This window comes from Streptomyces arenae (assembly GCF_022343545.1).
In the GTDB taxonomy this organism is placed as follows: domain Bacteria; phylum Actinomycetota; class Actinomycetes; order Streptomycetales; family Streptomycetaceae; genus Streptomyces; species Streptomyces humi.
On the sequence record NZ_JAKQYH010000097.1, the window covers coordinates 256191 to 277552 of the forward strand.

The 21362-nt window shown below is 72.1% G+C and carries 19 protein-coding genes and 1 riboswitch; of the genes, 4 read left to right on the forward strand and 15 right to left on the reverse strand.

What is annotated here, in order from left to right:
• Positions 1-99: 99 nt before the first annotated feature.
• From MB828_RS46480 to MB828_RS46505, 6 genes are all read right to left on the reverse strand, one after another.
• The gene (locus MB828_RS46480; RefSeq protein WP_301653412.1) at positions 100-846 is read right to left on the reverse strand and encodes an endonuclease/exonuclease/phosphatase family protein; all 747 of its coding nucleotides are present in this window, start codon (positions 844-846) and stop codon (positions 100-102) included.
• 130 nt (positions 847-976) lie between these two features.
• Positions 977-1930, reverse strand: coding sequence for an ROK family glucokinase (locus MB828_RS46485; protein WP_133028223.1), 954 nt, complete (start codon positions 1928-1930; stop codon positions 977-979).
• Positions 1931-1985: 55 nt separating this feature from the next.
• A complete protein-coding gene (locus MB828_RS46490; RefSeq protein ID WP_301653413.1) occupies positions 1986-2483 on the reverse strand; it encodes a DUF5304 domain-containing protein in 498 nt (165 codons plus the stop codon).
• Between the two features lie 63 nt (positions 2484-2546).
• Entirely contained in the window at positions 2547-3701 is a 1155-nt protein-coding gene (locus MB828_RS46495) for an ArsA family ATPase (RefSeq protein ID WP_301653414.1), read from the reverse strand.
• Between the two features lie 279 nt (positions 3702-3980).
• The gene (locus MB828_RS46500) at positions 3981-4424 is read right to left on the reverse strand and encodes an SRPBCC family protein (RefSeq protein ID WP_301653415.1); all 444 of its coding nucleotides are present in this window, start codon (positions 4422-4424) and stop codon (positions 3981-3983) included.
• Between the two features lie 129 nt (positions 4425-4553).
• The gene (locus MB828_RS46505; RefSeq protein ID WP_133028219.1) at positions 4554-5351 is read right to left on the reverse strand and encodes a metallophosphoesterase family protein; all 798 of its coding nucleotides are present in this window, start codon (positions 5349-5351) and stop codon (positions 4554-4556) included.
• Between the two features lie 315 nt (positions 5352-5666).
• On the opposite strand from MB828_RS46505, the gene MB828_RS46510 reads away from it, so the two are divergent.
• On the forward strand, positions 5667-7463 hold the full coding sequence (locus tag MB828_RS46510) for an AMP-dependent synthetase/ligase (protein WP_301653416.1): 1797 nt from the start codon (positions 5667-5669) through the stop codon (positions 7461-7463).
• Between the two features lie 13 nt (positions 7464-7476).
• Here the strand turns inward: MB828_RS46510 and MB828_RS46515 are convergent, their stop codons facing one another.
• Together MB828_RS46515 and MB828_RS46520 are read right to left on the reverse strand one after the other, a co-directional pair.
• Positions 7477-9060 carry a GMC oxidoreductase gene (locus MB828_RS46515; protein ID WP_301653437.1) on the reverse strand — a complete coding sequence of 528 codons (1584 nt, stop codon included), beginning with the start codon at positions 9058-9060 and terminating at the stop codon, positions 7477-7479.
• 184 nt (positions 9061-9244) lie between these two features.
• The gene (locus MB828_RS46520) at positions 9245-10387 is read right to left on the reverse strand and encodes a glycosyltransferase family 4 protein (protein ID WP_301653417.1); all 1143 of its coding nucleotides are present in this window, start codon (positions 10385-10387) and stop codon (positions 9245-9247) included.
• A gap of 113 nt (positions 10388-10500) precedes the next feature.
• Here MB828_RS46520 and MB828_RS46525 point away from each other — a divergent pair, with 113 nt between their 5' ends.
• Positions 10501-11742 (forward strand): glycosyltransferase 87 family protein, encoded by a 1242-nt coding sequence (locus MB828_RS46525; protein WP_430381528.1) that lies wholly within the window; start codon positions 10501-10503, stop codon positions 11740-11742.
• Here the strand turns inward: MB828_RS46525 and MB828_RS46530 are convergent.
• The 5 genes from MB828_RS46530 to MB828_RS46550 form a co-directional block, all read right to left on the reverse strand.
• On the reverse strand, positions 11727-12923 hold the full coding sequence (locus tag MB828_RS46530) for a hypothetical protein (protein ID WP_301653419.1): 1197 nt from the start codon (positions 12921-12923) through the stop codon (positions 11727-11729). The two genes, MB828_RS46525 and MB828_RS46530, sit on opposite strands and share 16 nt — an antisense overlap.
• A 30-nt stretch (positions 12924-12953) precedes the next feature.
• Positions 12954-13970 (reverse strand): C40 family peptidase, encoded by a 1017-nt coding sequence (locus MB828_RS46535; RefSeq protein ID WP_301653420.1) that lies wholly within the window; start codon positions 13968-13970, stop codon positions 12954-12956.
• A gap of 264 nt (positions 13971-14234) precedes the next feature.
• A complete protein-coding gene (locus MB828_RS46540) occupies positions 14235-15269 on the reverse strand; it encodes a C40 family peptidase (RefSeq protein WP_046727412.1) in 1035 nt (344 codons plus the stop codon).
• A gap of 210 nt (positions 15270-15479) precedes the next feature.
• Positions 15480-16823 carry an NYN domain-containing protein gene (locus MB828_RS46545; RefSeq protein ID WP_301653421.1) on the reverse strand — a complete coding sequence of 448 codons (1344 nt, stop codon included), beginning with the start codon at positions 16821-16823 and terminating at the stop codon, positions 15480-15482.
• Positions 16824-16862: 39 nt separating this feature from the next.
• Entirely contained in the window at positions 16863-17102 is a 240-nt protein-coding gene (locus MB828_RS46550) for a hypothetical protein (protein WP_009309707.1), read from the reverse strand.
• A 153-nt stretch (positions 17103-17255) separates the two neighbouring features.
• Between MB828_RS46550 and MB828_RS46555 the strand changes: the two genes are divergently transcribed.
• Together MB828_RS46555 and MB828_RS46560 are read left to right on the forward strand one after the other, a co-directional pair.
• Positions 17256-18002 (forward strand): rhomboid family intramembrane serine protease, encoded by a 747-nt coding sequence (locus MB828_RS46555; RefSeq protein ID WP_301653422.1) that lies wholly within the window; start codon positions 17256-17258, stop codon positions 18000-18002.
• Positions 17999-18280 carry an Lrp/AsnC family transcriptional regulator gene (locus MB828_RS46560; protein ID WP_133028212.1) on the forward strand — a complete coding sequence of 94 codons (282 nt, stop codon included), beginning with the start codon at positions 17999-18001 and terminating at the stop codon, positions 18278-18280. Before MB828_RS46555 ends, MB828_RS46560 begins: the two co-directional genes overlap by 4 nt.
• A 145-nt stretch (positions 18281-18425) precedes the next feature.
• Here the strand turns inward: MB828_RS46560 and MB828_RS46565 are convergent, their stop codons facing one another.
• Both MB828_RS46565 and trpD read right to left on the reverse strand, forming a co-directional pair.
• Positions 18426-19790 carry an aminotransferase class V-fold PLP-dependent enzyme gene (locus MB828_RS46565; RefSeq protein ID WP_301653423.1) on the reverse strand — a complete coding sequence of 455 codons (1365 nt, stop codon included), beginning with the start codon at positions 19788-19790 and terminating at the stop codon, positions 18426-18428.
• 160 nt (positions 19791-19950) lie between these two features.
• Positions 19951-20067: riboswitch (SAM riboswitch) on the reverse strand.
• Between the two features lie 230 nt (positions 20068-20297).
• Positions 20298-21362 carry an anthranilate phosphoribosyltransferase gene (gene trpD / locus MB828_RS46570; RefSeq protein ID WP_301653424.1) on the reverse strand — a complete coding sequence of 355 codons (1065 nt, stop codon included), beginning with the start codon at positions 21360-21362 and terminating at the stop codon, positions 20298-20300.

Consider the following 21362-nt stretch of genomic DNA (forward strand, 5'->3'; position numbering starts at 1 on the left):
CAGGGCAGTACCCCTTGACGCCGCCCTCGCACTGCTCGGCCCCCGGGGGGCCTCACAGGCTTCGGACGGCTGCGCCGGACTCCGTCCGTCGGTTCTGGTTCAGATCGCGGGCAGCCGGAGGGCGGCCAGTACGGGCAAGTGATCCGTGGCCGCCCTCAGGTCCGCTCCGGTCACGCCGGGCTGGTCCAGGGGGACGCCGCAGCCGAGCACCTCGATGCCCTTCGTGGCGAAGATCGCGTCGATGCGCTGGTGCGGGTCGGTGGACCCGGAGGTCAGCTCGCCGCCCCAGGGCGCGGTGGTACGGCAGTCCTGGAAGGCGCCGGCCAGGCGGCGGAAGGTGCGGCCCTCGGGCCGGTCGTTGAGGTCGCCGCCCGCGACGGCGTGCGGCACGCCCAGCGCGGCGACCCGGTCGAGGAGCATGCCGCCCTGCTCGTGGCGCTCGTCCTGCTGGAGGCTGAGGTGAAAGCTCGTGACGCCGAGGCGGACGCCGCCGAACCGGACGACGGCGGTGGCGAAGCCCCGGCGGTGCAGGCCGGGGGTGAGCGGGAGGAGGACGTCCTCGGTGCGCTCGACGGTGGCGCGGAGGTCGCAGAGGATCGCCGGGCCGGCCGCGGTCGCGCCGCCGGTGAGGATCACCAGGTCGCAGGCGGAGGCCAGACGGGCGAGCTTCTTGCGCCAGCGGAAGAAGCGCGGAGCTTCCTGGATCAGGACCAGGTCGGGGGCGCAGGCCCTGATGACGCGCGCGAGGGCGTCGGTGTCGTCCCGCAGGGAGCGGATGTTGTAGCTCAGGACGCGGATGACGGCTGAACCGTCGGGCTCTGTGTGGGAGTTGGGGAGCGACGCCATGTGGATCAATGTACGCCCAATGGCTCGGGGCGCGAGGTGGGTGCGCGACCGCCGGTTCGTGGTGGCTGGTCGCGCAGTTCCCCGCGCCCCTTGGGGGTTGCAGTCGCCGCGCCTCAGGAGGTCCGGGGCATCACATGATCGGGTCGGGCTCTCTCGCCAGGTCGGCCGCGCCCACCAGGCCCGCCTCGTTGCCCAGCTGGGCCGCGATGACGTCGGCCACCGGGCGCCAGTTGCCGCCCACCAGCCAGCGCTTGTAGGACTTGCGGATCGGGTCGAGGACCAGTTCGCCCTCGTCCGAGAGCCCGCCGCCGACGATGAACGCGGAGGGGTCGAAGAGCGAGGCGAGGTCGGCGAGACCGGCGCCGGCCCAGCGGGCGAGCTCGCGGTAGGAGTCGACGGCGACCGGGTCGCCCTGGCGGGCGGCCATGGAGATGTGCTTGCCCTCGATGCCGTCGGGGCTGCCGTCGCCGAGGCCGAGCAGGATCTCGGCGTGCTCGGGGGTGGCGTTGGCGCGCTGCTTGGCGTAGCGGACGAGGGCACGGCCGGAGGCGTACTGCTCCCAGCAGCCCTGCGAGCCGCAGCCGCACAGCAGCCCGTCCGGGACCATCCGGATGTGGCCGAACTCGGCGGCCACTCCGAAGTGCCCGCGGCGCAGCTTGTTCCCGATGATGATGCCGCCGCCGAGGCCGGTGCCGAGGGTGATGCAGATGACGTTGCGGTGGCCCTTGCCCGCGCCGAACTTGTACTCGCCCCAGGCGGCGGCGTTGGCGTCGTTCTCCACCACCACGGGGAGGCCGACGCGGGCCTCGACCTCGGCCTTCAGCGGCTCCTGGCGCCAGTCGATGTTGGGCGCGAAGTAGACCGTGGAGCGCTGCCGGTTCACGTAACCGGCGGCTCCGATGCCCACGCCGACGATCTCGTGCCCGGCACGGGCGCCCTCGACGGCGGAGGCGATGGCGTCCACGATGCCCTCGGGCGTACCCGGGGTCGGCACCTTGTGGGTCGAGAGGATGTTGCCTTCCTCATCGACCACGCCGGCCGCGATCTTCGTGCCGCCGATGTCGACGCCGATGGTGAGTCCCATGAATCCCTCAGTTTCGGTCGAGCCCCGCTACGGCCAACCGTACCCGAGAGGGCTTTCAGTCGAGGTCGATGCGTTCGCCGGGGCCCGGGTCGTCGCCCTTGTCACCCTTGTCGTCCCGGCCGCCGTCGGCGTCGTCGGTGCCCTTGCCTGCCGTCCAGCGGGTCTCCTGGGTCCGGACCGCGGAGCGGTAGGCCGCGAGGAGTTCGCCGCCGGCCGCGGCCAGGTGGTCGAAGACGTCCGGGTTGCGCTCTATGACGGGCTCAACGGCGCTCTTCGCCTGCTGCACGACCTGCCGGACCACCTGCTGGGCGGCGGGTCCCGCGACCGCCCCGAGGAGCGGGCTCTGCAGGCCGGAGAGCTTGTCCGCGACGGCGTCGACGAGCTTGCGCAGTTCCTCGGCGGCCGACCCCGGCGGCGGCCCGTACTGGGTGCGGCGGCGGGCCTTCTCGGCCGCCAGGTCCTCGGCGCAGGCGGTGGCCCAGGCGTCGGCGTCCGTCGCCCGTGCCTCGTCCGCGGCCCCGGAGGCGTCAGCTGTGGGGCGCTCTTCGCTCATGGCGGACTCCTGACTACGGTTCGTCCCTCCGACGTTACCCGAACGGGCGTACCGGTTTCACCGTCAGCGCGGCCACAGCCGCGGGTCGGGCGCGAAGCGCAGCCGCAGCTCGCCGTCGCGCAGGGCGGCCCCGGCGACGGTGCAGCGGCGCAGGGCGGAGGGCAGCGCGACGATCCGGCGGAACCCGCCGACGGTGATGACCACCTCGTCGCCGCGCCGCACCAGGTCGAGGTCGTCCCGTATCGCGCCGGGCAGCGGAACGTGCCAGACCAGGACGCCGTCCTCCGCGGTGCGGTCGACGACGGGCCACTCGACCGGGGGGTGCCCGGTGTTGACGCCGGGCACGGCGAGCGCGGCGAGGTCGTCGGCGCCGCGCGGGTCGTGGCCCAGGTGGGCGACCGGCGTGACCGGGAGGGCGGCCGTCCACTCCGCGAGGGCCTTGCGCTGCTGGGCGACGAGCCCGTGCAGGGGGACGGCCTCGGGCAGCACCCGGTTGGCGACCAGGGTCTCGGTGGGCAGGCCGCGCAGGGCGAGGCCGAGGCGGGCGGTGCGGACGGCGTCGGCGCCGGCCGGGCCGGGTTCGGCGACCAGGCGTACGGCGGTGCGGCGGTCGCCGAGGACGGCCTCGACGGCGGCGAGCTCCACGTCCCAGCGGGCGGCGGTCTCGTAGAGCCAGTCGGCGGGCATCGGGACCCCGGCGAGCCGGCCGAGGACGGGCCGCAGGGCGCGGGCCGCCTGCCGTTCCGGCGGGAGCAGCCGGCGCAGGTAGCGGCGGAGTTCCTCGGGGAGGGCGAGCAGGTCGAGGGCGCGCGGGGTGGGCGGGAGGTCCACGACGAGCAGTTCGTGGCGTTCGGAGAGGGCCGCGTCCCGTACGGCACGGAGCAGGGACAGTTCCTCGGCGCCGGGCAGGGGGGTGAGTTCCTCGGCGTCCAGGCGGGAGGCGCCGAGCAGGTCGAGGACGTTCGCGGCGCGGGTCTGGAAGGCGGTGAGGTCCTCGCGGAAGCGGGCGGCCGCGTCGGGGCGCCAGGCGGTGAGGTTCGGGGTGATCCGGGTCGGCTCCGGTCCTGTCGCCGCGCCCAGGGCCGCGCCGAGGGTGTCGGTGCGGTCGGCGCCGACGACGAGGGTGGGGACGCCTTCGCCGGCGGCGCGCAGGGCGGTGGCCGCGGCGACCGTCGTACGACCGCTGCCGCCGGGGCCGGTGATCAGGATGGTGCGCATGAGGGTGAACCGTAACCGACGTCCAGGTGAGCCCTCGCTGTGGCGGGCGCGGGGGGCGCTTACCGGCGCGGGCAGGGTGCCGCCGCGCCCACCCGTGCCGCCCTGCGGCACGCCTGCCCGCGGCTGCGCGAGGTAAAGAGACACGGCGGCTACAGCGCCCCGTCAGGGGCGCGGGGAACTGCGCGACCGGCCACGACGGACCCGCAACCGGGGTCCTGCCCGCACCCCCGCGACGCGACTACTGCTCGCCCGACTCCACGCGCTTACCCCGCGGCGCGACTACTTCTCGCCTGACTCCACGCGCTTCTTCAGCCCCGCCAGCGCCCGGTCGATGATGACCTTCTCGGCCTTGCGCTTGATCATCCCGAGCATCGGGATCTTGACGTCCACCGTCAGCGAGTACGTGACCTCGGTCGCCCCCGCCCCCGCCGGCTTCAGCAGGTACGACCCGTCCAGCGACCGCAGCATCTGCGACTTCACCAGGGTCCAGGAGACCTCGTTGTCGCCGGTCCACGTGTACCCGAGCGTCTGGTCGTCCTTGATCGCACCCGCGTCCATGACCAGCCGGACCTGTTCGGCCCGCCCCTTGGCGTCGGTCTTCAGCACCTCCGCCTCCTTCACCTCGCCGGTCCAGTCCGGGTACCGGGCGAAGTCGGCGATCACCGCCATGACGTCGGCCGGGGCCGCCTCGATCGTGATGCTCGAGCTGGTGTGTTCCGCCATCGCCGTGGCTCCTCCAGATGCGGGCCGGTGAGACCATTTGAAAGGGGTCGCCGCACGCGTGCGCACGCGTGTGCAGCGTGAAGGCTACCGCGCGCCCGACCAGCCGACTTCACCCCCTGTCCGGGGCGGTCACCATTCCAGCGCCCAGGGCCGCCCCGCACCCGCGAAGTGCCCGACGTTCACGCACTCGGTGGCCCCGATCCGCATCCGCTTCACCAGCGGCTGGTGGACATGCCCGAAGAGCGAGTAACGCGGCTTCGTCCGCCGGACGGCGTCCAGCAGCGCCCGGCTGCCCCGTTCGAAACGGCGCGCCACCGTGTCGTAGACCAGCTCCGGCACCTCAGGCGGGATGTGCGTGCACAGCACGTCGACCTCGCCGACCGCCTCGATCTTCGCTGCGTACTCCTCGTCGGAGATCTCGTAGGGGGTGCGCATCGGGGTGCGCAGCCCGCCGCCCACGAAGCCGAACACCCACCCGCCGATCTCCACCCGCTGGCCGTCCAGGACCGTCGTGCCCGGCCCCGCGTACTCCGGCCACAGCTGCGGCATGTCGACGTTGCCGTACGTCGCGTACGTCGGCGTCGGGAACGCCGCGAACATCTCGGCGTACTGCTTGCGCACCGCCTTCTCGATCGCGGTCGCACGGTCCATGGCGATCCCGCCCCACAGCCGCGCCCCCAGCTCCCTGGCCTCCTCGAAACGGCGGGCGGTGCGCAGTTCGACGAGCCGGTCGGCGTTCTCGACGCCGAACAGGTCGGGGAAGATGCCGCGCGAGTGGTCGGCGTAGTCGAGGAAGAGGACGAGGTCGCCGAGACAGATCAGGGCGTCGGCGCCGTCGCCGGCTCTGGCCAGGTCACGGGCGTTGCCGTGCACGTCACTGACCACGTGGACGCGGGTCTTGCGGGGGCCGGGGGGTGAGGCTGCCATGGTGATCAAGGGTAGGCCTGTGCGGCAAACGTGAACAGGCGATGGGCGCACCTGCGGTTACTGGTCAGTCACTAAAGCGGTGGACTACCGTACGCGAAGGAACACCAACCTGTGTGACGCAGCGAACATCTCGCCGGGACCCCCTGTCGAAGAAGCCATACCGGCGGGTAACGTCCGGGCAGTCCAGTCGTGCTCAGGAATTCAACCAACGGATCTTCCGGCCCGTGGCGAAGCCTGAGTACCTGCCCGAGCCTTGGACCGCACCGTCGCATCGCACAACGTCGTGGCGCCGGCGCCCTATGAGGAGCAGCAGTCTTGCGCGAGTTCAGCCTTCCGGCTTTGTACGAGGTCCCCGCGGACGGAAATCTGACCGACATCGTCCGCAGAAACGCCGCGCAGCATCCGAACGTCGCCGTCATGGCCCGCAAGGTCGGCGGGGTCTGGCAGGACGTGACCGCCACCACCTTCCTCACCGAGGTGCACGCGGCCGCGAAGGGCCTCATCGCCTCCGGGATCCAGCCCGGCGACCGGGTCGGCCTGATGTCCCGCACCCGCTACGAGTGGACGCTCCTCGACTTCGCCATCTGGTGCGCCGGCGCGGTCACCGTGCCGGTGTACGAGACCAGTTCGCCGGAACAGGTGCAGTGGATCCTCAGCGACTCCGGCGCCACCGCCTGCGTCGTGGAACTCGACAGCCACGCGGCCGCCGTCGAGTCGGTGCGCGAGACGCTGCCCGCCCTCAAGCACGTCTGGGGGATCGAGGCCGGCGCCCTGGAGGAGCTGGGCAGGCTCGGCCAGGGTGTCACCGACGCCACCGTCGAGGAGCGCAGCTCGCAGGCGAAGGCGGACGACCCGGCGACCATCGTCTACACGAGCGGTACCACCGGGCGCCCCAAGGGCTGTGTCCTCACGCACCGCAGCTTCTTCGCCGAGTGCGGCAACATCGTGGAACGGCTGCGCCCGCTGTTCCGCACCGGCGAGTGTTCCGTCCTGCTCTTCCTCCCGCTCGCGCACGTCTTCGGCCGCCTGGTCCAGATCGCCCCGATGATGGCGCCGATCAAACTGGGCTGCGTCCCGGACATCAAGAACCTCACCGACGAACTGGCCGCCTTCCGGCCGACGCTGGTCCTCGGCGTCCCGCGGGTCTTCGAGAAGGTCTACAACTCGGCGCGCGCCAAGGCGCAGGCGGACGGCAAGGGCAAGATCTTCGACAAGGCCGCGGACACCGCGATCGCGTACAGCAAGGCGCTGGACACGCCGACGGGCCCGTCCCTCGGTCTGAAGATCAAGCACAGAACCTTCGACAAGCTGGTCTACAGCAAGCTGCGGGCGGTGCTCGGCGGCAAGGGCGAGTACGCCATCTCCGGCGGTGCCCCGCTGGGCGAGCGCCTCGGTCACTTCTTCCGCGGCATCGGCTTCACGGTCCTGGAGGGCTACGGCCTGACCGAGTCCTGCGCGGCGACCGCGTTCAACCCCTGGGACCGGCAGAAGATCGGCACGGTCGGTCAGCCGCTGCCCGGTTCGGTGGTGCGGATCGCCGACGACGGCGAGGTGCTGCTGCACGGCGAGCACCTGTTCAAGGGCTACTGGAACAACGAGGCCGCGACCGCCGAGGCGCTGGCCGACGGCTGGTTCCACACCGGGGACATCGGCACCCTGGACGAGGACGGCTACCTCAGGATCACCGGCCGCAAGAAGGAGATCATCGTCACCGCGGGCGGCAAGAACGTCGCCCCGGCCGTGATCGAGGACCGGATCCGCGCGCACGCGCTGGTCGCGGAGTGCATGGTGGTGGGTGACGGGCGGCCGTTCGTGGGCGCGCTGGTCACCATCGACGAGGAGTTCCTGGGCCGCTGGGCGCAGGACCACGGCAAGCCGGCGGGTGCCACCGCGGCGTCGCTGCGTGACGACCCGGATCTGAACGCTGCGATCCAGGCCGCTGTCGACGACGGCAACGCCGCGGTGTCGAAGGCGGAATCGGTGCGGAAGTTCCGCATTCTGTCCTCCCAGTTCTCGGAGGAGTCGGGCCACCTGACGCCGTCCCTGAAGCTCAAGCGCAATGTGGTGGCGAAGGACTACTCGGACGAGATCGAGGCCATCTACGCGAAGTAGGACGGCAGCCGGTTCACATGTCCGTGGCGAGGACCCGTTCCATCGTGCGCTCGGCGAGCGCGGTGATGGTCACGAACGGGTTCACGCCGATGTTCCCGGGGACCAGCGAACCGTCCGTCACGTACAGCTTCGAATACCCCTTCACCCGGCCGTAGTCGTCGGTCGCCTTTCCCAACACGCAGCCGCCCAGCGGGTGGTAGCAGAAGTCGTCCGCGAACACCTTGCTGCCCGACCCGAACAGGTCGTACCGGTAGATCGTCGCGTTGGCCGCGTTGATCCGGTCGAAGAGCTTCTTGGCCATGGCGACCGACACCGCGCTCTGGGCCGCGGTCCAGCCCAGCTTCACCGCGTCGCTCGCGGAGTCGTAGGTGAAGGACGCCCGTTGGGGGTTCTTGGTGATCGCCAAATACAGGCTCACCCAGGTCTCGAACCCGATGGGCAGCGGGGCGATCTCCGCGAAGACCGGGTTGTCGGTGTTGGCCCAGTCGTCGATGCCCATCACCGGCATGGTCGCCTGGTTGGCGCCGGTGGTGTCCCAGATGTGGTTGGCGCGGCCGAGCATGGTGTTGCCGTTGGTGCTCCAGCCGGCGCCCACACTGGAGTTGAGGGCGGGCAGCGCGCCGGTGTCCCGGGCCCGCACGAGCAGTTCGGTGGTCCCGAGGCTGCCGCCGCCCAGGAACAGGTAGGTGCAGCTGTACTGCTTGCTCTCGACCACGGCCCCGGTGGTGTCGATCCGGTCCACGCTCAGCAGGTACGACCCGTCGCCTGCCCGCGTGACCGACCTGACCTTCTCCAGGGTGTGGATGGTGAGGTTGCCGGTGCCGAGCGCGGCGGCGAGGTAGGTCTTGTCGAGGCTCTTCTTGCCGTAGTTGTTGCCGTAGATGACCTCCTGCGCGAGCGCGGACTTCGTGGCGGTGCCGGCGGCCTCCTGCTGCATGTACCCGAAGTCGTAGACGTTCGGTACGAAGGTGGTCCTGAGCCCGGTGTTGGCGGCGGCCTTCCGGGACGTCCGGGTGAACTGGTACCACTCGGTCGACTCGAACCAGGTGGGGTCGACGGTGTTGACGCCGAGCATGGCGCGGGCGCGCGGGTAGTACGTGTTGTACATCGCGCTCGCGTCCACGGTCGGGAACTGCTCGGCGAAGTACGACTGGAGGGGCGTGACCGCCATCCCTCCGTTGACCAGGGACCCGCCTCCGACACCCCGCCCGACGTACACGGACATGTTGTCGTAGTGCACCCGGTCGAGGACGCCGGGATAGGCGGCGATGTCCTTGTTGACGACGTCCAGCCAGAGGAAGGTGGCGAGCGGGGCCTCGGTGCGGGTCTTGAACCACATGGACCGCTTGTCCGGGGCGGCGGTGGAACAGAAGACCTTGCCGTCGGAGCCGGCCGTGTTCCACAGCTGCCCCATCTCGATCATGAGGGTGCGTACCCCGGCCTGTCCGAGCCGGAGCGCGGCGACGGCCCCGCCGTAGCCCGAACCGACCACGATGGCGGGTGCGTTGTCGACGGCGGCGGCCTCCTCGGCGGCCTGCGCCGACTGGAGTCCGATCCGGGTGAGGCCCGCCGCGGCGGCGGTCTGGAGGGCGATCATGCCCAGGATGTGACGTCTCGTCAGCTGACGCTGCATCAGTTTTGCTGTCATGCGCGCAGCATGTGCGGATTTTCCGCTTCCGCCTAGCCCCGCAACAGAGTTAATGACGAGCGCCCCGTCAGGGGCGCGGGGAACTGCGCGAACAACCCCCACGCACCCGCACCCGAAACGCGACCCACCCCTTCTAAAGCAACTCCTTCAGCCTCTCCGCGAGGAGATCCCACCGCCACCGCTCCTCGACCCAGGACCGCCCCCGCTCCCCCATCCGCTGACGCAGCTCGGCGTCCCCCAGCAGCACCACGATGCGCTCGGCGGCCTCCGCCACCGACCCGCCCCGGACGACCCACCCCGTTTCCCCGTCCAGCACCGCGTCCGGCGCACCCCCGGAGTCCCCCGCCACCACCGGCAACCCGGTCGCGGAGGCCTCCAGGTACACGATCCCCAGCCCCTCCACGTCCAGCCCGCCCCGCCGCGTCCGGCACGGCATCGCGAACACGTCCCCCGCGCCGAAGTGCGCGGGCAGCTCCGCCCACGGCACGGCCCCCGTGAACCGCACCGACGCCTCGACCCCGGTCTCCCGCGCCAGCCGCCGCAGATCGTCCTCGTACGGCCCGCCGCCCACGATGAGCAGCACCGCGTCCGGCTCGGCGGCCAGGATCAGCGGCATCGCGAGGATCAGCGTGTCCTGGCCCTTGCGCGGCACCAGCCGCGACACGCACACCACCACCGGCCGGTCGGCCAGCCCCAGCCGCGCCCGCACCTCGGCACCTCCCGACCCGGGATGGAAGGTCTTCTCGTCCACCCCCGGCGGCAGCTGCACCATCCGCCCCGCCGCCCGCGCGCTGAGCGCCCCGGCGATCCGGGAGCGGGTGTACTCGCCGAGGTAGGTGACCGTGTCGGTGGCGTCCCCGATCCGCCGGAGCAGCTGCCGCGCGGCCGGCAGCTGGGCCCAGCCCGCCTCGTGCCCGTGCGTGGTGGCGACCAGCCGCTCGGCGCCCGCCTTCCGCAGCGCCGGCGCCATCAGCCCCAGCGGAGCCGCCGCCCCGAACCACACGGACGTGCACCCGTGCTCCCGCAGCAGCCCGACCGCCGTCCGGGTCGCCCCGGGCGTGGGCAGCAGCATCGTCGTACGATCGCGTACGACGGTGAAGGGCTGCTCCGCGTCGAACGCGGCGGTGGCCAGGGCGCCCTCCCGGCTCCGCTTCCACGTGGACGCGTAGACGACGAGCCGCTCGGGGTCCAGCCGCAGGGCCATGTTGTGCAGGAAGGCCTGGATCCCGCCCGGCCGGGGCGGGAAGTCGTTCGTCACGATGAGGGTCTTGTGCATCGCCGCAGACCTTACCCGCACAGCGTGTTCGGCCGTGCTTCATGGCCCCCGCACAGGGCGGCGGGAGATCATGTGGCCCACTCGACACGGCACGCCGACGGACAGGGGCTCAGGTGGACAGGACGGGCGTGACGCGTGCGCCGGCGCCGCTGCTCGGGGTCTGGGGGGTCACCCGGCTGGTGCTGCTGCTGTTCGTGTTCAAGGTGTTCCTCTTCCCCGGCGCGGACGTCACCAGCGACGTGTCCGTCATCTACCAGGGCTGGTACGAGGTCCTGCGGCACGGAACGTTTCCGCTGGACGACGTCACCTGGCAGTACCCGCCGGCCGCCGCCCTGGCGATCCTCTCGCCCGGCCTCCTCCCCTTCCTGGACTACCCGACCGCCTTCTTCGTGCTGGCCTTCCTCGCCGATCTGGTGGTGCTGTCCCTGCTCCTGCACACGGGCCTGCGCCCCGGCCGCACGCTGCGCGGCGCCTGGGTCTGGGTGCTCGGCGTGCCGCTCCTCGGCCCGACCGTCTACTCCCGCTACGACCTGATGGTCACCGCCGTCGCCGTGGCCGCGCTGCTCGCCGGGGCCCGGCGCCCCCGGATCATGGGCGCGCTGGCCGGGTTCGGCGCGATGGTCAAGGTGTGGCCGGCGCTGCTCCTGGTGAGTGCCGTACGGCGGCGGGCCTGGGCGTGGGCGGCGCTCACGGCGGGCGCGGTCGGAGCCCTGTTCGCGGTGGCCATGCCGGGCGCGTTCGCGTTCCTGACCTTCCAGCGGGACCGGGGCACCGAGGTGGAGTCCCTGGGCGCGCTGGTCCTCCACATCGCCCGGCACTTCGGCTGGCACGGCGAGGTGCTGCTCAACTACGGCTCGATCGAGTTCCTCGGCCCGCACGTGAAGGCGGTGAGCACGGCGGCCCTGCTGCTCACCGCGCTCGCCTTCGGCTGGCTGCTGCTGTGGCGGCTGTCGGCGGCCCGCTTCCGCTCCCACACGCTCGCGGACGCGGCGTTCACCGCCGTCCTGATGTTCACGGTGACCAGCCGGGTGATCAGCCCCCAGTACCTGGTGTGGCTGGTCGGCCTGGCCGCCGTCTGCCTGTGCTTCCGGGCCGGCCGGATGACCGTGCCGGCGGTGCTGGTGCTGCTGGCGGCCTTCGTGACGGTCCTGGAGTTCCCGGTCGGTTTCGCGCACGTCGTGGTGAGCGACTGGTACGGCATCGCCCTGCTGCTCCTGCGCAACGGCCTGCTGGTCGCGGCGACGGTCACGGCGGCCCGCGCGCTGTGGCGCTCCACGGTGACCGGGGCCCCGACCGCACCCCTGCCGGCCCAGCCGGGCGCCGTGCCGGAGAGGCTCACTCAGTCGCCGAGCTGAGCCGTCAGGTAGTCGTGCCAGCGGGCGGTGAAGTCCGGCAGGGTCGTGCCGAGTTCCGTCTTCAGCGCGTCCTCGACCGCGCCCTTCCTCTCCTTGTGGGCGCCGACGGCCCGGTAGAAGGCGCCGAGCTTCGCCTCGCCCCAGTGGGCGGCGATCATGCGGCAGGCCAGCCAGCCGCCCTCGTAGGCCTCGGCCAGCTTGGTGGGGTCGTCGGTGAAGCCGAAGTCCTGGTCCGCCGGGAGGTCCGCCGGGGCGTTCCCTGCCCCGACGGCACGGGCCAGCTCCGGGGCGGCCTCGGTGGGGGTGCGGCCGGTGCCGAGGTAGCCGATCCAGTCGGCGTAGCCCTCGGAGAGCCAGAGCGGGGTGGCGGACGTGGTGTGGGCGCGGGTGGCCACGTGGGTGGTCTCGTGGGTGAGGACCACCTGCTTCCCGACCGGGGCGAGGACGGCGTAGGCCTCCGGATTGAGGATCACCCGGTCCGCCGGGGCCTGCCCCGAGCCTCCCGCCTCACCGGTGGTGACGGCTGCGATGCCCCGGTAGTTGGAGGCCGGGGCGCCGAGCAGGCCCGCCATGCCGGTCAGCGAGCCGGGGACGAGCAGGACCACCCGCCGGCTCCAGTCCGTGCCCCAGACCTCGGTGACCTCCGGGACGGCGGTGTCGGCGAGGCGGGCGTAGCCGCGCAGCGCGGCCTCGGACTGGCCCACGCCGAGGACCAGGCTGCGGGCGCCCCGGACGGCCCGTACCGTGCCCTGGTCCCAGAGCTGCTGGCCGGTCTTCCCGGCGGGTCTGTCCCGGGAGACGTACCACCGGCCGTCGGCGGTGCGGTCGAGGGTGAGCGTCCGGTCGGTCGTGACCGGCGCCTTGTCGTAGCCCTGGATCCGGTAACGGAGCTGGGCGTCGGCGGTGGCCCCGGCGCCGTCCCGGTGCACGGCGGTCACCCGGTAGCTCCACTGCGCGAACGGCACGGCCCGCAGGTTCGCGTACGGACCGCGGGTGCCCGTCTCGCCGTACGCCTGCTCGTCGTGGCCGAGGACGGCGGCCGCGCGCCGGTCCAGGACCTGCTGCACCTCGGTCGTCGCCGTCCCGGCCGACGGCTGTCCGCCGCCGCATCCGGTCAGCGGTACGAGCAGCAGACACAGCCCCACCGCCCCTGAGCGCCACGCCCGTCCACGACCAGCCACTTTCCGATGGTACGGGGCGGGACGCGGAATTCAGGGCCGGGTGACGGAGGAGACCGGCATCATCCCGACCGGGTCGTAGCGGACCGGGGCGCCCGGGTAGGGGGCGTGGATGACCTGGCCGTTGCCGACGTACATCCCCACATGGCTGGCGTCGGACCGGTAGACGACCAGGTCACCGGGTTGCGCCTGGGAGAGCGGGACCTGGTGGCCGGCGTACCGCTGCTCCTGCGAGGTGCGCGGGAGGTGGAGCCCGGCCTGGGCGTAGGACCACTGCATCAGACCCGAGCAGTCGAAGCCGGAGGGGCCGCTCGCACCCCAGACGTACGGCTTGCCGAGGGCGGACCGGGCGGCGGCGATCGCGGCGGCGGCGCGGCCGTCCGGGGGGACGGCGCCGGCGAGGTCGGGCAGGGAGGCGCGGGCGTCGCCGCGGGAGGCGTGCTCGAAGGCGGCGCGGTCGGCGGCGGGCATGGTGTTGAGCAGGTGCCGGGCCTTGGCGAGCTTCCGCTCCACGACGGCCTTGTGGGAGGCGACCGCGCGGCGGCTGCGCTCCAGTTCGGCGAGTTTCCCGACGGCCTCGGCGCGCTCCTGGGCGAGTTCGCGCAGCGCCGCCTGGAGTTCGTCGAGCTGGCCTGCCCGGCGGACGTCGATGCGGTCGAGGAGCGAGGCCCGGTCGAGGTACTGCTCGGGGTCGTCGGAGAAGAGCAGGGCCACGGTGGGGTCGATGCCGCCGGACCGGTACTGGGCGCCGGCCAGTGAACCGAGCGCCTCCCGCATGGTGTTGACGCGCTGCTGCTGGCGGGCGATCCGGTCCTGGGAGTCGTGCACCTCGCGGCGCAGCGCGCCGGCGCGTTCGTCGGCCTTGTCGTAGGCCTCGGTCGCCTTCTCGGCCTGCTGGTACAGCCGGTCGACCTCGGCCCGGGTGTCGGTGCCCGGGGCGGCGCTCGCCGGTACGGCTCCGAGGGCGGCGGCCGCGGCGGACAGCACACAGAGAGCGGCACCGGCGCCCCGGTTGAACCCGGACGGTGCGAGACGGCGATGAGACCCCACGGCGGTCCTTCTGCTGGCGGACAGGTACCGCTTCCCCCGGCGACGGGGACGGGGGTGCCCCGGCGCCGGAGGAAACGCGCCAGACAGTAGCCGCGCGACCACACCCCGGCCAAAGACCCCGGCGGCCACGCAACGTGAACGCCCCACCGCTGACGCAGGTCACCGGCGGGGCGTGGAGTCAGTGCGGGTCGCCAGGATTCGCCCGTTCGGGCGCCACAGCGAGTTGATCTTCGGCCGTACGGGTGTCGCCGTAACCGGATGGGGTCAGATCCGGACGCCGAACTCGAACGTCATGTCACTCATCGCCTCGTAGCGGACCACGGCACCGGTGTGCGGGGCGTGCAGCACCTGGCCGTTGCCGGCGTACAGGCCGACGTGGTGGTAGTCGCCGTAGAAGATGATCAGGTCGCCGACCTTGAGGTCGCTCTGGTTGTAGATCCGGGTGCCGGCGTTGGCCTGGGCCTCGGAGGTGCGCGGGATGGTGACGCCGGCCTGGGCGTAGGCCCAGGAGGTCAGGCCCGAGCAGTCGAACGACGACGGTCCGGAGGCGCCGTAGACGTACGGCGAGCCGATCACGGACTGGGCGGCGGCGAAGGCGGCGGCGGCCCGGCCGGAGGCGGAGCCGGTGTTGCCGAGGTCCACCCGGGAGGAGGCGCGGCTGGCGGCCTGGGCCTGCTCGGCGTCGAGGGCGGCCTTCTCCTTGGCCGTCAGGGTGTTGAGCAGCTTCTGCGCGTCGGCCAGCTTGGACTGGACGGCCTTCTTCTGCTTGGCCAGCTCGGTGCGGGTGGCGGAGAGGTCCTTGAGCTTGTCGGTGGCCTCGGCCCGCTCCTGGGCGAGTTCGCGCTGTTTGTCCTGGATCTTCTTCAGGGCCTCGACCTGCTGGCTGCTCAACTGGTCGAGCGTGGAGGCCTTGTCGAGGTAGTCGTCCGGGTCGGACGAGAGGAAGAGCTGGACCGACGGGTCGATGCCGCCGGAGCGGTACTGCGCGGTGGCCAGCGAACCGAGGCTGTCCCGCAGCTTGTTGAGGTCTTCCTGACCGCGGGCCACGTTGTCCTGGATCGTGGATATTTCCTTCTGCAGCTTCTGCTGCTTGTCCTTGGCCCCGTCGAGCTTCTCGGTGGCCTGCTCGGCCTCCTCGTAGAGCTTGTCGACCTTCGCCTTGACCTCGTCCTTGCTCAGCTTCTCGCTGGGCGCCGCGTTGGCGGCGTTGGCGCTGAGGACTACGGCTGCGGCGGCTGCGGTGGTGAGCACGGTCACGCGCGCACGGCTCGGCTGCTTGGGTCGACGATGGGACGCCACGGAGACGGGCTCCTTCGTTTGAGTGATCACCCGTGTGGAGGTTCGAGGCCAGACCCTAGTGACCTCATCGTGATCAGTTCAAACCCAGCAGCCAAAAAAGTAGTCACGCAACGCACTCTTTGCACATAACTCACGAGCAGTAATGCGCGATTGACGCTACGTTGCGTGACGGTTCGGTCAATTCGGGCATTGCATATGCGTGTTGCACGTTCAGGACAGTCTCTTCAGAAGCATCGCAGAAGCCACCGGCCGGGCACCCGCCTTCGCGACCCCGTCGGCGACCTCCCGGTCGGTCGAGGCGACGATCACCGGGCGGCCCGGCGGCTCGGCGCGCACCAGCTGACGGATCAGCTCGTCCGCCGTGACACCCGCTTTGGAGAAGAGGACCCGGACCCCGCGCGGCGGGGCGAGCAGCACCGGCGCGGCCAGCTCGGCGCCGTCGAAGACACAGGTGACCTCGGCGCCGGTCTGCGCGGCGAGCTGGGAGAGCTGGCCCAGCAGCCGCAGCCGCTGCTTCTCCAGCGGCATCTGCGGATAGCCGGTCTTGGTCACGTTGTAGCCGTCGACCACCAGGTGCGCCTGCGGCAGGGCGAGCAGCTGGTTGAGGATGGCCGGGTCGTTCTCGGACAGGGCGCGCGCCGCGATGTCCTTCGGGGTCATCCGGCCCGGTTCGACCGCGTCCACGGTCTCGGCCGGCCGGACCGACACCGGCGGCAGCGCCAGTTCACGGCGGAGCCCCTGGGCCGCGTCGAGCACGGTGTCCAGCAGCAGCCGCACCCGCATGTCCTCGACGCTGCGCCCCTCACGGGCGGCCCGGCGGCTGGCCTCCAGCGCGGCCTCGACCTCACCGAGCCGGGCCTTGAGCCGCCGGCTCTCGCTCTCCGCGGCGGACACCTGCGCCTGCCCCTCGGCCCGCCCCGCCTCCAGCTCGCCCTGGAGCTTGCGCAGGGCGGCCTCGCCGCGCCGGACGTCGCTGACGGCGGCACGCAGCTTGCGGTGGAGCGATTCGGCTTCCTTCTTCGCCGCGTCCAGTTCGGCGCGCAGCCGGTCCGTCTCGGCACGGGTCAGCTCGCGGGCCCGGTCCAGCTCCTCGCGCAGCCGCTCCAGCTCGGCCCGGCTCTCCTCGCCGGCCCGCTCGGCGTCGGCCCGCTGGGCCTCCTCGCCGGCGGCCGCCACGAGCTTCACCCAGCCCATGGGCCGCAGTACGTAGGCCGCGGCCGCCACATCGAGCGGGTCCGCGGCCGGGGGCGGGGAGCCGGAGTCCAGGGCGCCGGCCAGTTCCGGCTGGGCCTCTCTCAGCTTCTCGCCGATCCGCTGCCGGAAGAGGGTGTCCGTCTCCAGCGCGGCCGCCATGGCGTTCCCGGCGAACTTCGCCCGCCGATTGGCCGCGAACCGGGCGTACTGGCGCAACTGCGCGGGCAGTTCGGCGACGGTCAGTCCGCCGAACCCGTCCGAGACGATCTGCACGACCCGTCGCCGCACGCCGTCGGGCAACGGACGGTCAAGCACCTCGGCGGTGCCGTCGCCCGGCCCCCCGCCTGTGGTCTCCACCATCCGTCACACCCCATCACCTGTGCGGGGCCGCTCCCGGTCTCAGGAGTCGGCGCCCGGCCTGTCCACGAGTTCCACCTGGTCCACCGCGTTGCACCAGCGGCAGCGCACCGACTCGATGGTCTCACTGACCACCTCACGCTCCTCGACCTTGGGCTCACCGGCCAGGTCGAGGTGGACGTACTCGACGACCTTCGACGAGCGGGTCACGTCGAAGCGCGTGAGGTTGCCGCAGAGGGTGCAGCGCCACCGCGTCGTGGCGGTCGGCAGGGGAACCGTCATCGTGGCTTGTTCGCTTCCTTCTAGTGTCCGTGACGCGCCGTCCCGACGCGTGTGGCTCGTAACCCTACGGCCTGGCGGGGACTCGACGCCGCCCCGTCCACGGCGGCGAGGCGATCTGTACCGGTGCGTCCGCTTACGCCATGCTCTGTGTTCATGATCGGCAACCGGAACACCACGGCCGTCCCCCGTGCCCCGCGGAGCCCACGGGGCACGTCCGCGCCCATGACGTACGCCCTGATCGCCGTGTGCTGCCTGATCTTCGTCGTCGGGCCCGCCTCCGGTTTCAACCCGTCCTACGGCACCGGGGAGGCCCTGGCGGCGGCCCAGCGGGCGTACTTCCGGCGCTGGGGAGTGGTTCCCGCCGATCTGTTCGACGGTCCGGTGCGGGAGGTGCTCACCCCGGCCACGGCGCTGTTCATCCACGGCAGCTGGGTGCACCTGCTCGGCAACATGCTCTTCCTCTTCGTCTTCGGGGCGATGACCGAGGAACGGATGGGCCGCGTGCAGTTCACCCTCTTCTACCTGGGCTGCGGCTATCTCGCCCTGCTCGGCTACGCGGCCGCCAACGCCACCTCCCAGCAGTCGCTGGTCGGCGCGTCCGGGGCGATCTCGGCGGTTCTCGGAGCGTTCCTCTACCTGTTCCCCAGCGCCCGCGTGACCAGTCTCCTGCCCTTCCTCTTCTTCCTGCCGCTGCGGTTCCCGGCGTGGGTGGTGCTGCCGTTCTGGGTCGCGCTGCAGTGGGTGGCCCTGGACCAGGCGCCCTCGGGCCCCGGCGTGGCCTACCTCGCCCACCTGGTCGGCTTCGGACTCGGATTCGGCTACGCGTGGGTGAGATATGGCCGTACGACTAGAGTGAGGACCGCACCGGCTCCGGCACCCGAGGGAGAGAACCAGCCGTGATCACCGCGATCGTCCTCATCAAGACCAGCGTGGACCGGATCCCCGAGATCGCGGAACAGATCGCCGCGCTGGAGAGCGTCAGCGAGGTCTTCTCCGTCACCGGCACGTACGACCTGATCGCCATGGTCCGGGTGCAGCAGCACGAGGACCTGGCCGAGGTCATCCCCGGCCGGATCAGCAAGATCCAGGGCGTGGAGGCCACCGACACGCACGTCGCGTTCCGCACGTACTCGCAGCACGACCTGGAGGCGGCGTTCGCGATCGGCCTGGACAGCTAGCGACGCCTTCTTCCGGACGCCGGGTACGGAAGCGCCCCGTAGGGGCGCGGGGAACTGCGCGACAAGCCCCCACCGGCCGGCAGCTTGGTCCTCTGCGGGTGCGTCGTGGCTGGTCGCGCAGTTCCCCGCGCCCCCAACGGGTAGGTCAGCTCACCGCCGGAACGCAGCGGCCGTCCTCCGTGCGGTACGACCACTTGGCGCCGTTCGTGACCAGCTCCCGTACCGCCGTCACGAAGCGCTCCACGTGCTCGTCCGGGGTGCCCGCGCCGAAGCTCACCCGGATGGCGTTGAGGGACTTCTCGCCCGGTGCCGCCTCGGGCGCCCCGCACTCGCCCTGGCTCTGCGGGTCGGAGCCGAGCAGGGTCCTGACCAGCGGGTGGGCGCAGAAGAGGCCGTCGCGGACGCCGATGCCGTACTCGGCGGAGAGGGCCGCGGCGAAGTGGGAGCTGTTCCAGCCCTCGACCACGAAGGAGATCACGCCGACGCGCGGGGCGTCGTCGCCGAACAGGGAGAGGACCCTGACCTCGGGGACCTCGGCGAGGCCCGCGCGGACCTCGGCGATCAGGTGCTCCTCACGGGCGACCAGGGTGTCCCAGCCCGCCTCGGTCAGCGCCTTGCAGGCGGAGGCGATGGAGTAGGCGCCGATCACGTTGGGCGACCCGGCCTCGTGCCGTGCGGCGCTCTCGTGCCACTCCACGGCCACTCCCCCGTCCTCGCGCCGGGTGACCTTGCGGCTGGCGCCGCCGCCCGCGAGGTACGGCTCGGCGGCCACGAGCCAGTCGGCGCGGCCGGCGAGGACGCCGGAGCCGAAGGGGGCGTACAGCTTGTGGCCGGAGAAGGCGACCCAGTCGACGTCGAGGTCACGGACGGAGACCGGGTGGTGCGGAGCCAGCTGGGCGGCGTCCAGGACGATCCGGGCGCCGTGCGCGTGGGCGGCGGCGGCCAGCTCGCGCACCGGCCACAGCTCGCCCGTGACGTTCGAGGCGCCGGTGACGCAGACCAAGGCCGGGCCGTACGGGTCGCGGTCGGCGAGGGCCCGCTCCAGGGTGGCCACGGCCTGCTGCGGGGTGCGGGGGGCGTCGAGGTAGCTGACCCGGGCGTCCTGCCAGGGCAGCAGGGAGGCGTGGTGCTCGGTCTCGAAGACGAACACCTGGCAGTCGGCGGGGAGGGCGCGGGCCAGGAGGTTCAGGGAGTCCGTGGTCGAGCGGGTGAAGACCAGCTGGTCGTCGGGGCGGCAGTCGAGGAACTCGGCGACGGTCTTCCGGGCGCTCTCGAAGAGGTCCGTGGACAGCTGGGAGAGGTAGCCGGCGCCGCGGTGGACGCTGCCGTAGTACGGGGCGTACGCGGCCACGTCGTCCCAGACCCGCTGCAGGGCGGGGGCGCTGGCCGCGTAGTCGAGGGCCGCGTAGCCGACCTCGCCGCCGGTGACGAGCGGGACGGTGACATCCCGCCCCAGAACGGGCAGGGGGGCACAAACGGACTGGGCGGCGGCAACGGTGGAGACAGACATGGGTGAACTCCCGTGAACGCAGGTGAAATCCGCCGTGCGAGCGGACGCGCTCGGGCAACGGCAGGAAAAAAGGGGGATGCGGAGGCGGGGCTCTGCGGCCCTATCGCATTCGCTTGCTCACGGAAGACTCCTCGACGACCAGGACCCCTGGATCGCGAGGGGTCCGCGCTTGCCGTAGACCTCGCTGCCCACGGCCTGGTCTTCACCCGGGGCACCCCGCCACGGACGGAGGGTTGCCGGACAGTCGGCCGGGGCCTCATGACTGTCACTCATGACCTGGAAAGAAACGTAGGTGAACTGATCGCCGACGCGCAACTCCTGTCCGGATGACGGGACGGAGGCGAGGACAGTTCGGCACCGCCGGAAAGGCGGTGCCTGGTTGCGCGCCGTCGCGGCGGAGAGAAAGAGCGCTGACGCCCAGGATTGTCTCCGCCGCAACGGCGATCAGCCACGACGGCGCGGTCCGGCGGTGTCGTACCGCGCCTCAGCCCCCTGGCAACGCCGCCCCTACTTGTTCGTCGCCGCCGCCCAGCGCTCCAGCGCCCGCTTGGCCGCGCCCGAGTCGATCGACTCCGCGGCCCGGGCCATGCCCGCCCGGAGCTGCTCGGCCAGCGTGCCAGGGCCCGGGTCCAGGGCCACCAGGGCCGCCGCCGAGTTGAGCAGCACCGCGTCCCGTACCGGGCCCGTCTCGCCGTCCAGGAGCCGGCGGGCGACCTCCGCGTTGTACGACGGGTCGCCGCCCCGCAGGGCCTCCACCGGGACCAGGTCGATGCCGACGTCCCGCGGGTCGAAGGTGTCCTCGGTGACCTTGCCGTCGCGGACGGTCCAGACCCGGGACGTGGCGGTCGTCGTCAGCTCGTCGAGGCCGTCGTCACCGCGGAAGACCAGGGAGGAGTTCCCGCGCTCCGCGAAGACGCCCGCGACGACGGGGGCCATACGGGGGTCCGCGACGCCGACCGCCTGGGCGCGGACCCTGGCCGGGTTGGTGAGCGGGCCGAGGATGTTGAACACCGTGCGGATGCCCAGCTGACCGCGGGCGGCGCCCGCGTACCGCAGCGCCGGGTGGAACTTGACGGCGAAGCAGAAGGTGATGCCCGCCTCCTCGGCGACCTCGGCGACCCGCTGCGGGGTCAGGTCGAGGTTGACGCCGAGCTTCTCCAGGACGTCCGACGCCCCGGAGGCGGAGGAGGCCGCCCGGTTGCCGTGCTTGACGACCTTCGCGCCCGTGCCCGCCACCACCAGGGCGGACATCGTGGAGATGTTCACCGTCTTGGCGCCGTCACCGCCGGTCCCGACGATGTCGACCGTGCGGCCCGGCACCTCGATGACGTTGGCGTGCTCGTACATCGTGCGGACGAGCCCGTTGATCTCGTCGACCGTCTCACCCTTGGCCCGGAGCGCGACCACGAAGCCGGCGATCTGGGCGTCGGTGGCCTGGCCGCGCATGATCTGGTCCATCGCCCAGGCCGTGGCGTCGGCACTCTGGTCCTGTCCGTACAGCAGCGCGTTCAGTACCCCGGGCCAGGAACGGCCCGCCGCGGTGTCGCCTCCAGCGGGGGTCACAGCGCTCAT

Coding starts and splice junctions, on each gene's coding strand:
- MB828_RS46545 (WP_301653421.1), bottom strand. CDS start 16,823: ATGGTGGAGACCACAGGCGGGGGGCCGGGCGACGGCACCGCCGAGGTG.
- MB828_RS46505 (WP_133028219.1), bottom strand. CDS start 5,351: ATGGCAGCCTCACCCCCCGGCCCCCGCAAGACCCGCGTCCACGTGGTC.
- MB828_RS46480 (WP_301653412.1), bottom strand. CDS start 846: ATGGCGTCGCTCCCCAACTCCCACACAGAGCCCGACGGTTCAGCCGTC.
- MB828_RS46515 (WP_301653437.1), bottom strand. CDS start 9,060: ATGATCGCCCTCCAGACCGCCGCCGCGGCGGGCCTCACCCGGATCGGA.
- trpD (WP_301653424.1), bottom strand. CDS start 21,362: ATGAGCGCTGTGACCCCCGCTGGAGGCGACACCGCGGCGGGCCGTTCC.
- MB828_RS46555 (WP_301653422.1), top strand. CDS start 17,256: ATGATCGGCAACCGGAACACCACGGCCGTCCCCCGTGCCCCGCGGAGC.
- MB828_RS46495 (WP_301653414.1), bottom strand. CDS start 3,701: ATGCGCACCATCCTGATCACCGGCCCCGGCGGCAGCGGTCGTACGACG.
- MB828_RS46550 (WP_009309707.1), bottom strand. CDS start 17,102: ATGACGGTTCCCCTGCCGACCGCCACGACGCGGTGGCGCTGCACCCTC.
- MB828_RS46490 (WP_301653413.1), bottom strand. CDS start 2,483: ATGAGCGAAGAGCGCCCCACAGCTGACGCCTCCGGGGCCGCGGACGAG.
- MB828_RS46485 (WP_133028223.1), bottom strand. CDS start 1,930: ATGGGACTCACCATCGGCGTCGACATCGGCGGCACGAAGATCGCGGCC.
- MB828_RS46500 (WP_301653415.1), bottom strand. CDS start 4,424: ATGGCGGAACACACCAGCTCGAGCATCACGATCGAGGCGGCCCCGGCC.
- MB828_RS46565 (WP_301653423.1), bottom strand. CDS start 19,790: ATGTCTGTCTCCACCGTTGCCGCCGCCCAGTCCGTTTGTGCCCCCCTG.
- MB828_RS46520 (WP_301653417.1), bottom strand. CDS start 10,387: ATGCACAAGACCCTCATCGTGACGAACGACTTCCCGCCCCGGCCGGGC.